The 12,990-nt window shown below is 59.0% G+C and carries 13 protein-coding genes; 3 read left to right on the top strand and 10 right to left on the bottom strand.

Annotated elements, in window-relative coordinates; genetic code table 11:
* Positions 1-91: 91 nt before the first annotated feature.
* Positions 92-754, top strand: a complete 663-nt coding sequence (locus J7412_RS19565; RefSeq protein WP_209080761.1) for a hypothetical protein — start codon at positions 92-94, stop codon at positions 752-754.
* Positions 755-758: 4 nt separating this feature from the next.
* Here the strand turns inward: J7412_RS19565 and J7412_RS19560 are convergent, their stop codons facing one another.
* From J7412_RS19560 to J7412_RS19540, 5 genes are all read right to left on the bottom strand, one after another.
* Positions 759-1,970 (bottom strand): tetratricopeptide repeat protein, encoded by a 1,212-nt coding sequence (locus tag J7412_RS19560; protein ID WP_209080759.1) that lies wholly within the window; start codon positions 1,968-1,970, stop codon positions 759-761.
* A 113-nt stretch (positions 1,971-2,083) separates the two neighbouring features.
* Complete coding sequence (locus J7412_RS19555; protein WP_209080757.1) at positions 2,084-3,349, bottom strand: glycosyltransferase; 1,266 nt, start codon at positions 3,347-3,349, stop codon at positions 2,084-2,086.
* Positions 3,350-3,481: 132 nt separating this feature from the next.
* Positions 3,482-4,180: a 50S ribosomal protein L1 gene (gene rplA, locus J7412_RS19550; RefSeq protein ID WP_209065883.1), complete on the bottom strand. Its 699-nt coding sequence runs from the start codon at positions 4,178-4,180 to the stop codon at positions 3,482-3,484.
* Positions 4,180-4,605 (bottom strand): 50S ribosomal protein L11, encoded by a 426-nt coding sequence (gene rplK / locus J7412_RS19545; protein ID WP_058239823.1) that lies wholly within the window; start codon positions 4,603-4,605, stop codon positions 4,180-4,182. The genes rplA and rplK overlap by 1 nt, the downstream gene beginning before the upstream one ends.
* A 250-nt stretch (positions 4,606-4,855) precedes the next feature.
* On the bottom strand, positions 4,856-5,491 hold the full coding sequence (locus J7412_RS19540) for a hypothetical protein (protein ID WP_209080742.1): 636 nt from the start codon (positions 5,489-5,491) through the stop codon (positions 4,856-4,858).
* Between the two features lie 161 nt (positions 5,492-5,652).
* On the opposite strand from J7412_RS19540, the gene rpiB reads away from it, so the two are divergent.
* On the top strand, positions 5,653-6,093 hold the full coding sequence (rpiB, locus tag J7412_RS19535) for a ribose 5-phosphate isomerase B (protein ID WP_209080740.1): 441 nt from the start codon (positions 5,653-5,655) through the stop codon (positions 6,091-6,093).
* A 247-nt stretch (positions 6,094-6,340) separates the two neighbouring features.
* On the opposite strand, the gene nusG is transcribed toward rpiB, so the two are convergent.
* The 4 genes from nusG to J7412_RS19515 all read right to left on the bottom strand — a co-directional run bounded on the left by nusG (position 6,341) and on the right by J7412_RS19515 (position 8,770).
* Positions 6,341-6,874 carry a transcription termination/antitermination protein NusG gene (nusG, locus tag J7412_RS19530; RefSeq protein ID WP_209065880.1) on the bottom strand — a complete coding sequence of 178 codons (534 nt, stop codon included), beginning with the start codon at positions 6,872-6,874 and terminating at the stop codon, positions 6,341-6,343.
* Positions 6,875-7,067: 193 nt separating this feature from the next.
* Positions 7,068-7,265, bottom strand: a complete 198-nt coding sequence (secE, locus tag J7412_RS19525; RefSeq protein ID WP_209065879.1) for a preprotein translocase subunit SecE — start codon at positions 7,263-7,265, stop codon at positions 7,068-7,070.
* A gap of 98 nt (positions 7,266-7,363) precedes the next feature.
* A complete protein-coding gene (locus tag J7412_RS19520) occupies positions 7,364-8,089 on the bottom strand; it encodes a hypothetical protein (RefSeq protein ID WP_209080738.1) in 726 nt (241 codons plus the stop codon).
* Between the two features lie 177 nt (positions 8,090-8,266).
* Positions 8,267-8,770, bottom strand: a complete 504-nt coding sequence (locus tag J7412_RS19515; protein ID WP_209080736.1) for a hypothetical protein — start codon at positions 8,768-8,770, stop codon at positions 8,267-8,269.
* 283 nt (positions 8,771-9,053) lie between these two features.
* Here J7412_RS19515 and J7412_RS19510 point away from each other — a divergent pair, with 283 nt between their 5' ends.
* Positions 9,054-11,237, top strand: a complete 2,184-nt coding sequence (locus tag J7412_RS19510) for a thiamine pyrophosphate-dependent enzyme (RefSeq protein ID WP_209080728.1) — start codon at positions 9,054-9,056, stop codon at positions 11,235-11,237.
* 77 nt (positions 11,238-11,314) lie between these two features.
* Here the strand turns inward: J7412_RS19510 and J7412_RS19505 are convergent, their stop codons facing one another.
* Positions 11,315-12,895 carry an ABC transporter substrate-binding protein gene (locus J7412_RS19505; protein ID WP_209080726.1) on the bottom strand — a complete coding sequence of 527 codons (1,581 nt, stop codon included), beginning with the start codon at positions 12,893-12,895 and terminating at the stop codon, positions 11,315-11,317.
* Between the last annotated feature and the right edge of the window lie 95 nt (positions 12,896-12,990).

Raw genomic sequence — 12,990 nt, 5'->3', positions numbered from 1 at the left:
CAAAACCGCGCGCCCTGCCGGTAAAGTGAGCCGCCCCCTGCCCCGCGCCGTATGAAATCTGTGCTACCCTCTGAGCAGGAGAACGACGCCCATGACCACGCGCAGCTTTGCCAGCAGCTTTATCAGGCGGATCACCTCCGCCTTTGCATCAGCGCCCGCCGCCCCGCCCTCACGCGGCGCGGAAGCCTCAACTGCGGTACCAAGTCTTACTGAGCTCAAAGACAGCCTGCAGGTGCTCGATCAGGATCCCTATCTCTATGTGGTCGACTGGGATCTGCAGATCATTTCGGTGTTTGACGATCTCAGATATGACCGCGCCGACGTTGATGCTCTGGCCGGCCCCATGCGCAGCCATGTGATGCAGAAGCTGAAACCGCTGGGGTTTGAGCAGATCACCGGTCATGTCATCGCGCACACCACGGCGGACATGCAGATGGTCATGCCCAAGTTCCGCGCGCTTGGCGAATCCCCGTTCAACGCCACCCATTTCACCAAACGCAGGCCGCAGAATTTCTACATCCTGACCCCCACCCAAAGCGCCTGCGTGCTGATCGACAGCTACCCGCCTGAGGAGGCGCAGGAGCGCATCCTTGCGCTGATCAAACAGCAGCCGATCAACATCTACCGGATCCTGGATTACATGGCGCGCGATGACCGGCGCATGGCCTTCAAACCCGCGCTTGGCCATTTGAAATTTGTCCAAAAACAAGCGGTCCGCTCAGAGCCGCTGTGCCGCAGACGCGCGTTGCGCTGACGCCTCAGAACCAGATCGCCAGCAAAGCCTGCGCATCCTCATCGTTCTGATCCGCCGCCTGACGCAGCCAGGTCTCCGCCTCATCAATTTCACCCCAACGGTGCAACAGACGGCCAAGCTCCCGCTGGCTCGGCGCATGGCCACCGTGCGCGCCAAGGGCAAACCAGTTTCGCGCCTTTTCCTCATCCGCCTCAACGCCGCGCCCGTCCAGCATCATGCGCCCTGCGCGATAGGTCGCCCATTCCTCGGTGACACCTTTCAGCAGCACATCAAGATACCAACTGAAGGCTTCACTTTCATTTTGCGGCTGATCTCCCTGACCCGTTTCATAGATATAGGCAATCTCATTACCGCAGGCGTATTCCCCCAGCTCATGGGCCGAGCTGTAGGCATAGATCGCCTTCGAGCTGCTTTGTGGCACAATGTCCCCATCCCGGTAGAGGTCGCCGATGCGCTCAAAGGCAGGTCCATACTCCAAGTCGGCCGCAGCCTCATAGGCCTCTATGGCCCGCGCGGCATCCACAGAAACGCCTTTGCCATCCCGATAGAGATCCCCGACGTTTATGTGCCCGAAAGGAGAGCCGTAATCTGCCGCGATGGTGTAATAGAGCAGCGCGTCACCATAATCCTGCGGTACACCGTTTCCGTCTTCATAGAGCACGCCCAGATTGTTGGCCCCAAGCCCACTGCCCAGCATGGCTGCGGCCAGACTCACATCCGCCGCCTCCTTGTAGTCCTCAGCCTTCATCAGCGCCCGGCCATAGGCCGCCATGGCCTCTGGGTCCGGATCGTCCAAATCCATCACCGGAGCGCAGGCGGCAAGCGCTTCTTCGGTGACGATGTCATCCCAGGCCCTGCCCATGTAATCCTCGACATGCAGAGGGGCGATGGCGGCACGCATACAGGCGTTTTCGATTTCAAACACCTCCCAGTCCGTGAGCTGCCCTTCGTCATTTTCGGCCACCGCGGGTTCCGGGTCATGTTCCGGTGCGGAGACCGGCGCTGAGGGCTGGACGTTGCCCAAAGCCGCCAGCTTTTCCCGCGCCAATCCCGAATAGATCGCGCAATCCCCAAAAAACGAGAGATATTCCTCAAAAACCTGCGCCGAGCCGCTGTCTTTCACATCTCCCCAGATGCTGCGCGCCTCAGCACAATCTGCAGCCGCCACTTCCGCGCTGGCCAGCCACAGAGCTGCCACGGTCAAAATGCGTTTCAATATCCCGCTCCCCCAAAAGTCACTTCCACCAGCGCTGTCCGCCGGTTGTTCTAATGGTTTCAACTACATCGCGAGAAAACGCACATGTCCAGAAGAAAGCGGTGCTTGCAGGGTCACACCCCGCCCAAGGCCTGCTTCAAAATCGCGCTGCGGTGGCGGAACACGCTGTCCTGATCAAAGGCCTGCCCGTCCTGCCGGGCATTTGCCTGCAGGGTCAGAAGCGCCTCGGGCTGCTGGGCCAGGGTCTTCACCGTTTTTGACAGCGCCTGCACATCGCCACGCGGCACAAAGCGTCCGCCGCCATGGGCGGCCGCCAGCTCGCGCGGATAGGCGCCGTCATAGCCGACAATCGGAGTGCCCGACATCAGCGCCTCGATCAGACAGCGCGGGCTTTCCGGGGTTTTGTGGCAAAACAGGAAGATATGCGCACGCCGTAGGGCGGCCATCACCACCTCGCGGTCCTGCACAAAGCCCGGCAAGGAGACCAGCGCCTCAAGCCCCGTCTTGACCACCGCACGCCGCATCTCTTCGAGCATGGGACCACCACCCAGCCAGCTGGCGTGAAACGCCACACCCGCGTCGCGGAGCGCCTGTAAAACGCTGAGCCACTCCAGCGGCCCCTTCATCGCATCCGCGCGCCCGGCATAAACGATCTGCAGCGCCCCCTGCTGCAGGGCGCTCTGCTTGGCCTGAAAACACGACGTGTCGATCTGAAAACTGCGGTCGAGCAGAATGTCATGCACCACATGGGGATTGCGATTAAAAGGCGCGTAGGTGTCAAAGGTCTCCCGCCCGTGAAACAACCCCAGATCCGCGCGCCGGATCACCGCTTTCTCAAGCGCCCACATCGGCCCCGCGGTCAGCCGCTTGCGCAGCCGGGTCCTCAACGGGCCTTGCGTGGCGGTCAGGCGGGTCACTTCGCTTTCCACCCGATCAGTCCAGACCGCAAAGCGACGTCCGGCGCTTTTGGCAGTGAAACACGCCACCGCGCCCCAGTCCCCCAAAAGCCCGCCAATGGCAAAGGACAGGACATCCGCCTCTTTGATCAGCGACTGGATCTTGTGGCGCGTGGCGGGGTAACGCCTTGCAAAGCCAGCCAGGGAATAGGCCGCAGGCAGCGGATGCAGCGCCACCCGATCAAGGTCGGCGGGCTGATATGCGCTCCATCCCACGGGTGGTGGTGCATCAATCACCGGCATCATCGCGGCCACAGTGGCAAAATTATCCGCCCAGAGACGCAAGCCAACCCGCGCCTGATCCTCCAGAAACAACTGCCCCTCCGCCCGGTAAAGCGGCACCGGCGCATAAATCAGAAGTCTTTCGGCGTTGCTCTCTGTCACATCGACCTTCAGGCTGTCGTTCCCTTTATGTGACCTCATCATGCACCGCTTGGGTTACCATTCGGTGAGGCGCCACCTTCGCTGCGCAATACATCCTGCAGGGCGCCGCCTGTCCACGAAAAAGGGCGCCCCAACCGGGACGCCCTCAAATTCTTCTGCAAAGTGTTGCGCTTACTCAGAAGCAGCGGCGTCCACGGAGATGGTCACGCCTGGGCCCATGGTGGAGGACAGAGCAACTTTCTTCACGTAGGCACCTTTTGCGCCAGCAGGCTTGGCTTTCAGAACTGCGCCCATGAAGGCTTTTACGTTCTCAACCAGCTTGCCTTCGTCAAAAGACACTTTGCCAACACCTGCGTGTACAACACCGGCTTTTTCCACTTTGAACTGAACTTCGCCGCCCTTGGCGTTTTTGACAGCGTCAGCAACGTCCATGGTCACGGTGCCAACTTTTGGGTTTGGCATCAGGTTACGTGGGCCAAGCACTTTACCCAGACGGCCAACAACAGGCATCATGTCAGGGGTCGCGATGCAGCGATCGAAGTCGATGGTGCCGCCTTGAACGGTTTCCATCAGGTCTTCTGCGCCAACGATGTCGGCACCTGCTGCTTGTGCTTCTTCAGCTTTTGCACCGCGTGCAAATACTGCAACGCGCACGTCTTTGCCGGTGCCGTTAGGCAGACCAACAACGCCACGGACCATCTGGTCTGCGTGACGTGGGTCAACACCCAGCTGAACAGCGATTTCAACGGTCTCGTCGAATTTTGCAGTCGCCGCACCTTTGACCAGTGCAACAGCTTCTTCGACGCTCAGGTTCTCTTTGCCTGCGAACGCTTCACGCGCGGCGGCAGTACGCTTACCAAGTTTCGCCATTACTTCACCTCGATGCCCATGGAACGCGCGGAACCAAGGATGATCTGCATTGCAGCATCGATGTCGTTTGCGTTCAGGTCTTTCATTTTCGCTTCGGCGATTTCTTTCACCTGGGCAGCGGTCACGGAACCTACGGTCTCACGACCTGGCAGGTTTGCACCGGATTTCAGCTTGGCAGCCTTCTTCAGGTAGTAAGACGCAGGTGGCGTCTTGATGTCCATGGTGAAGGACTTGTCCTGATAGTAGGTGATCACGGTTGGGCAAGGCGCACCTGGCTCCATGTCCTGTGTCTTGGCGTTGAACGCCTTACAGAATTCCATGATGTTGATGCCGCGCTGACCCAGCGCCGGACCTACGGGCGGGGACGGGTTGGCTTGACCTGCAGGAACCTGCAGCTTCATTGTACCAGCAAGCTTCTTAGCCATTTGGTTTTCCTTTCAACATAGGCAGAACGCGATCTGCCCGGTTTGTGTTGCGTGGTCCGATCTGTGCATCGCGATGCCCAAGACCTCCCACGAGAGAATCTCGCCCGAAGACGATAGAGGCGGCGTTTACGCCTGTTTTAGGGCGTTGGCAAGGGGTTCAAATAAATAGGCGAGACTGACTCTGAGTATCTGATTACCGCCTAAGACTTCTATTCCCAGAGCTTCAATGGGACATCATTTTGAAAGAGCTTTAGCGAAGGATCAACCAAACCGCGATTCCGCAAAACGATAGCCAGAGAAAAAGCGAAAACAAAGGAATCGACTCCACATTGAAAAACGTTCTCTTTGTTTCAAACCGACCGATCTGTGTAGTTTCGCTTTCGCTGCCTATTGGATAAGACTTACCTAAGTACATAATATCATGGCGCAATTGAAAAGGGCCGATGAGAATTCGGCGAGGCAACTTTAGCTCGGGCTGCAACTCTAAAATATAGCTATCCAGTTCTTTCAACGTGTCTCGATGGATCTTTCTATAGGCGGCGCTGCGCTTATAAGAGCAGTACCAAACGTATGAATAAAAGACCCCAACTGCGGACAAAATTATCGCCAGAGACAGTAAGAGTTTAGAGTTTGCTGCAAGCGGACTTGCTTCGTAGGCGACCCCCAAAAGAACACCGTAAGCTGCCACGAGAATTGTATTTGTAGTAGCAAATTGAGTAGTGCGCTGCTGCACAAAGTCATCCGAGTGCCGGAACAATTCAAGATGCTTCGCGTATATGGTTTCTACATGTAAAAGTAGCCGCTGATTGTTTTCCATTATGTAAAAATGGGCGGTCAACATGGCATTTTCAATGCGGTTGGGACCATAGTCTAACTGGATAATCAACAGCTTCAGGCCTCGTACGCCAAGAAAACCAAGATCATCGACCTCTAGAGAATTATGATCTGTGCGCCCCAGCCCAATTCAGCTCAAATTTGACAAACCCCGCCTCACCTGCTTCAAGCGCGCCGCACTCCATCTCCTCCGCAACCTTCTGAGGCTCCCTCATGACATCCAACAAACGCATCGTGCTTTCCAGCGACCACGCCGCCATTGATCTGCGCCGCGCAGTGGCCGACCACATCTCTGCCCAAGGCTATGAGGTGCTCGACATCGGCCCGACCACCACCGAAAGCACCCACTACCCCAAACACGGCCAAGCCGCTGCCGAGCGCGTTGTCGCTGGCGAAGCGGATCTTGGCATCATCCTTTGCGGCACCGGCCAAGGCATCATGATGGCTGCCAACAAGGTCAAAGGCATCCGCTGCGGTGTCTGCTCTGACACGTTCTCCGCCGCGATGATCCGCGCGCACAACAATGCCAACATGCTGTCGCTTGGCGCACGCGTGGTGGGCGAAGGCCTCGCGCTTGAGATCGTAGATGCCTTCCTCTCCACCGAGTTCGAAGGCGGCCGCCACGCCACCCGCGTGGACATGATCGAAGCCTAGGGCGTCGTCCTTAAAATCTGAAACACACGATCGCCACCGACGCACAGGAGGCGAAGCCGACCAGCCCCCGACCCTCCCCATGGGAGGGGGCTTTACCCCCACCCAGGGTCGCGGGCTGGCCTAAGCGCCCCGATACAGTCGTTGCAGATTTGTCGGACGATGACCTGTGCTCAGGCAACCACCAGACAAAGAAAAAGCCCCGCATCACCGGATGCGGGGCTTTTTTATCTCTGCAAAGTGCAGCAGCTTACATCTGCTTGGTCACCTGCGTGTATTCCAGCTCAACCGGGGTCTCACGGCCGAAGATGGAGACCGTCACCTTCAGGCGCTGGTTCTCTTCGTCCACTTCCTCAACCATACCGTCGAAGTCTTCAAACGGACCGTCGTTGACCTTGACCTTCTCGCCCACTTCAAAGCTGATCATCAGCTTCGGTGCGGCTTCGCCTTCCTCAACGCGGCCCAGGATGCCCTGAACTTCGGCGTCGCGCATTGGCATCGGGCGGCCTTGTGGGCCGAGGAAGCCGGTGACGCGGTTGATGGAGTTGATCAGGTGATAGCCCTGGTCGCTCATTTCCATGTGAACCAGCACGTAGCCCGGCATAAAGCGGCGCTCGGTGGTCACTTTCTTGCCGCGACGCACTTCGATCACTTCTTCGGTCGGCACCAGCACTTCGTCAATCTGGTCCTCAAGCCCCTGCTCTTCGACCGACGTGCGAATTGTTTCGGCGACCTTCTTTTCGAAGTTCGAAAGCACGCTAACCGAATACCACCGTTTCGCCATCTGTTGTTCTTCCCGTCCTTGCCGGCGTCTGGCCGGAGTGTCGTTTATGTTCGAAGTCTCAAATCAGACTATCAGGAACAAAAAATCGGCGTGCAACTCGAATCGCCACACGCCATGCATCTTGTAGAAGCAGTCCCTACCGCCCTTGCCCGCTCAATTCAAGGGACAACCGGCGAGCGAAGGCCTGTGGGGATTAGCCGAAAAGCGCCAGAATGCCTTGCAAGCCGGAGCGGATCAGAATGTCCACCAGCGAGAAGAAGGCCGCTGTCAGCGCTGCCATGATGAAGACCATCACAGTGGTCAACAGCACTTCGCGACGGGTCGGCCAGACCACTTTGGAAACTTCCGCGCGGACTTGCTGAATAAAGGTGATCGGATTGGTTTTCGCCATGACGCTTCTTCTTTGCCTTGATCAAAGGCTGACATACTTGGGGCTTGCGGCAATTTCAAGGCCCAAGCGGGGGCAATGCGCAGGCAATTGGTTGGGGCTTAGCCTCTGATACGTGCCAGCCGTGCTTCAAAGCTCGGATCCACCAACCCGTCCCATGCATCGGCCTCCGTCACAGGGCGGTTGAGAATGCCATGCCAGCGGCGTGGCAAAATCCGTTGCAGGAAGCGTGCGCGGGACTGATCGGCCCAGACATAGCGTTTCAGCATATAGAGCACGATCCGCGCCATGCGGTCCTGGCCAATCAGCGCGCCGATCAGCAGCACCGCAGAGATCACACTGAGGATCAGCATCGGAATGAACCAGGGCTGCCAGATCACCACGCTGCACAGAAACATGAAAGAAATCATGCGCGGAGAGGTGACCACGCGGCGCAGGCTGCGCCCGGTGCGGCCCTCCACCACCTCGATTTTGCGCCAGCTGCGTTTCACGGGCTGAAGGTTGTCGATGTAAGGGTCCGGATAGATGGGCTCAGGCGCTTGCGGCGCGCTTGATTGCGGCTCCGCTGCAACCTGCGCCACACGTTCCGTGGACGGCTGCGGCGCGGCACGCACGGGCGGCTCATAGCCTGCACCAGTGTATTGCGGTCGGGCTGCAAAGGGGTTGCTTGGTGAAAGGGGTTTGGCTTCCGGCACCGGATTGGATTCCGCCAACAAGGCGCGAATGGTGTCCAAGGTCGCGTCTGTGTAGGGCTCGCCCGGCTGAATGATATCCTCGCCGAATTGATTCGGTTTCTTGGGCCGTGCAAGTGTCAGATCTTCACTCATCTCTCTACCCTGCTTTACTAGATCACCAGTGCACCAAACAGAGGGTGCGGTAGCCCTCTAAAATCAAAGGCCATCACGACATTGATGCGGTCAAACTTGGGAAAAAATGTGGCAACTCCGGTGTCGCACCACCCGGAAGATGCAAGCGCCGCGCGGCGTTCCCGCTAGGATTTAGGTTCAGGAGTCGCTGCGTGCCAGAAGCTTGCGCAGCAGGCCGATCTCCCGCCCCCAGACATGGGCAAAGTGAATCGCCACCGCCTGCACCGCATCCCGGGCGCGTTCCGGCCCCAGAAGCACGGCGGTCAGCAACAGCATGATCACCAGCCAGATCATCAGACGCATGGCCACCGAAGGCACCACGGCTGCCAGTGTGATCACCACAATCAGCGCCAAGAGACGCGGGCGCGGCCAGCGTCTGCGCCAATCAGCCATCTCCGGCTCCGCCAAGGCACGTTTTTCTGCCGACACAAGGTCAGGGGCGTTGCGCAGCATGGCACGGTCTACATTTGAGAGTGCTGGCGTTTTGCTCTTGCGCAGGGACAATCGCCCCATACGGCGCTTGGCTTCACGCATCAAACGACGGTCATCGCTTGGCGGTCCATCCAAGCTGTCCTTGCCTCCGAAAACCGCATCCTGCGGCTGCTCCGGATCAAAATCTCCCAAACGAAACCCATGTCTCATAGGTCTATTTCACCTCGTACTGCCGCCCCCAAGAAACTGCGGCGTCCCAACTTCTGCTGGGCGTCTCGTCAATCATGAATGAAATGTAAAGATGTCTCGATGAGGACGCCGATTGGGGCAAAATCGGGTTCTTTTGAGGCGAAATTCTGTCCGCCCCACTGCCGCTCTGGATGCAGGTCTCTCCGCGACACCGCAAAAGACTGTACGTCCTGCCCAAACAGAGGCTCTTGGCCTTTGCACAGTCCCGGTGCTACGCATTCTCCAACAACTACGGGGAGAGCAAATGGACCGTGCCGATATTGTCGATCAGGCCTTCAGAGAGCGCCTGACCAAAGGGCCCCTGCCGCAGGGGGCCGCCGCATCAGGGCCGCTGGAGGACGCGCGCGCCCGCGAGATTTTTGCCGCGCAGTGTCTCAGTCGCAATCTGGACCGCCGCTCGCGCAAAATGCAGTCTGAGGGCAATGGTTATTACACCATCGGCTCCTCGGGGCATGAGGGCATGGCCGCTGTGGCTGCGGCCCTGCGCCCCGATGACATGGCGTTTCTGCATTACCGCGACGGCGCGTTTCAAACCATGCGCTCAACGCAGGTCGAAGGCGTGGATGCGGCTTGGGACATGCTTCTGAGCTTCTGCACCTCGATGGAGGATCCGATCTCCGGCGGGCGTCACAAGGTGCTGGGCTCCAAGGCGCTCAACATCCCGCCGCAGACCTCCACCATTGCCTCCCATCTGCCCAAGGCCGTGGGGGCCGCCTATTCTATCGGCCTCGCCAAGCGCCGCGCGCCCGAGCATAAACAACTGGCCGATGACAGCATCGTCATCTGCTCCTTTGGCGATGCCTCCGCCAACCACTCCACCGCGCAGGGCGCAATCAACACCGCCTGCTGGACGGCCTATCAATCCGCCCCCATGCCGCTGCTGTTTGTCTGCGAGGACAATGGCATCGGCATCTCGACCCGCACGCCGGGCGGCTGGATCAACGCCAATTTCGCCAATAAACCCGGCCTGAAGTATTTCACCGCCAACGGGCTTGATATCTATGACACGTTCCGCGCCGCCCAGGAGGCCGCTGACTATGTGCGCAAACACCGCAAACCAGCCTTCCTGCACCTGACGCTTGTGCGCCTTTACGGCCATGCCGGCTCTGACATGCAGCAGGCCTACCTGCCCAAAGCCACCTTTGAGGCCTGGGAAGCGGATGATCCGCTGCTGCATTCCGTGCGCCTGCTGTCTGAGGCCGGTGCGCAGACGCCTGAGGTCTCTCTTGCGGTCTATCAGGAGGCCGAGGACCGCTGCGCCGCGCTGGCGGAAAAGGCCGTGAAAACCCCGCGTCTTTCAAATGCCACCGAGGTCATGGCGTCGCTGGTGCCACCGGCCCGAGAGATCGCCGCCAGCAACGGCCCCACACCGGAGGCCCGCGAAAAAGCCTTTGGCGCGGATCTCAAGCAGATGGACAAACCCCAGCCCATGTCGCGCCTGCTCAACTGGGCGCTCACCGATCTGATGCTGGAGCACGGCGAGATCGTGATGATGGGCGAGGACATCGGCACCAAGGGCGGGGTCTACGGCGTCACGCAAAAGCTCAAAGACCGCTTTGGCGCGGATCGCATGATCGACACGCTGCTGGACGAGCAGAGCATTCTGGGATTGGCCATCGGGATGGCGCACAACGGCTTTGTCCCGATCCCGGAAATCCAGTTCCTCGCCTATCTGCACAATGCCGAAGACCAGCTGCGTGGCGAAGCGGCGACGCTGCCGTTCTTCTCAAACGGTCAATTCGCCAACCCGATGGTGCTGCGCATTGCTGGGCTGGGCTATCAGAAAGGCTTTGGCGGGCACTTCCACAATGACAACTCGCTGGCGGTGCTGCGCGACATCCCCGGCATCATCATCGCCTGCCCCTCACACGGCGATGACGCGGCCAGGATGATGCGCGAATGTGTGCGGCTGGCCCATGCGGAAAACCGCGTCGTGGTGATGGTGGAGCCGATCGCGCTCTACCCGATGCGCGACCTGCTGGAGGACAAAGACAACGGCTGGATGGCCACCTATCCGGCGCCGGATCAATCCATCGCTCTGGGTGAGGTTGGCGTTGAGGGCGACGGCCCGCTGGCCATTCTGACCTATGGCAACGGGCGGTATCTTTCCACACAGGCCGCCGCCGACCTTGCCAAAGAGGGCATCCAGACCCGCGTGATCGACATGCGCTGGCTCGCGCCGCTGCCTGCCGAGGGTATCCTTGCCGCGCTTGAAGGGGCTGAGAAAGTCTTGGTCGTGGATGAATGCCGCACCACGGGCAGCCAGTCTGAGGCACTGATGGCGCTGCTGCATGAGCAGACCACCCTGCCCCATGCCCGCATCGCCGCCCATGACAGCTTTATCGCCACCGGCCCGGCCTATGCCGCCACCATGCCATCGCGCGACAGCATCGCAGAGGCCGCCCGCGCACTCTGGGCCAAGCCTTAAACGGCGATCACAGCTAAAAAAGGAAAACCCCCGCAGCGCAAACTGCGGGGGTTTCTTATTGTCCTAGACCCGCGGGCTTAGTTCATTTCAAAGTATTTGAACTTCGGAGAATCTTCCGGCTCCACGATGGTGCCAACGTTCTCTTTCATGCCCCAGTTCAGCACCTGGTGATGGATCGGGATATAAAGCTGCTGATCCTGCACAACCTGCCAGATCTCGTTGATCATGCCGTTGCGCTTCTCCAGATCGGTTTCACCGGCCAGCGCTTCGATCTTCGCATCCAGATCCGCATCCGCAAAGCGGGTCGCGTTCCAGGAGCCATACTTCTCACCTTTGGAGTGGGCGAGGAAGTTGAAGATATACTCGGAGTCATAGGTCGGAACACCCCAGCCCAGCATGTAGAAATCTGTTTCCAGATTGCTCAACAGCGGGAAGTGCTGTGCCTTGGGCTTGGCGTCCAGGTTCACCTTCACGCCAATTTTGGCGAGCATGCCCACAGCCGCCTGACAGATCTTCTCGTCGTTGACATAGCGGTCGTTCGGGCAGTTCAGTGTGATGCCGAAGCCGTCCGCATAGCCCGCTTCCGCCATCAGCGCCTTCGCGCCTTCGATGTCGGTGGTGGAGGAGCTGTCCATCGCCTCGTTCCAGCCGTTCACAAACGGCGGCGCAATCATGCCCGCAGGGGCGGACTGGCCACGCATCACAACCTTCATGATCGCGTTGCGGTCAATCGCCATGGACATCGCCTTGCGCACGCGCACGTCAGACATCGGGTTCATGCCGTCCACATCGTCATTCACGATGTCTTCTGCCGCCTGGTTCATCCCGAAGAAGATCACGCGGTTCTGTGGGGCTGTGCGCACGTCCAGACCAGCGGTGCTGTCCACACGGCCCAGATCCTGCACAGGCACATCCTGAATGAAGTCCACCTCACCGGACAGAAGCGCCGCCACACGGGTCGCTGCGTTCTGGATCGGGGTGTAGATGATCTCGGTCACCTGAAGCGGGAACTCATCTTTGCCCCAGTAGTTCTCGTTGATCGTCAGAACGGTCTTAACGTCCGGCTCGCGGCTGACCAGCTTGTAAGGGCCGGTGCCATTGGCGTTCTTGGCTGCAAAGGTATCCTCGCCGCCTTCATAGTCCTGAACCTTGGTGGCGTTGTTGGCCTCTGCCCAGTCTTTGTCCATGATGAACATGTTGGTCAGGTTGTTGGCCATGATCGGGTTGGGACCGTTGGTCTCAATCTCAATCGTATAGGCATCGGTGGCACGCACTTCTTTCACAGAGGCCAGCAACTCTTTGTAGTCAGAGTCTTCGGTCATCGCGCGGTCAAGCGAGAATTTTACATCTTCGCTGTCAAAGGTCGCGCCGTCATGGAAGGTCACACCTTCGCGCAGCTTGAACACCCACACATTTGGATTGTCCGCGGACGGACCCCATTCGGTGGCCAGCGATGGCACCATCGCACCGGCATGGTCGCGCATAACCAGCGTTTCCATGATCTGGTGTGCAAGCGCAGAGGTTGGGCCTTCGTTCTGTGCGTGTGGGTCAAGTGTCAGCGCATCACCCGCACGCGCCCAGCGCAGGGTTTCAGCTTGTGCCAGCATTGGCATCGCCACCATCGCAGCGGTCGCCAGCATCATTGTTTTGAACTTCATCAATTTCACTCCCCTGATAAAGTTGGTGGCGCGATGATCCACGTCCACGCGGAAATTATCAAGCCACAACCGCCTCATATTTCAGCAAATCTGGA

It is taken from the genome of Shimia sp. R9_3, assembly GCF_017743755.1.
GTDB lineage: Bacteria > Pseudomonadota > Alphaproteobacteria > Rhodobacterales > Rhodobacteraceae > Shimia.
The sequence above is the reverse complement of the archived record's forward strand: the minus strand, read 5'-3'. Positions and strand labels throughout refer to the sequence as shown.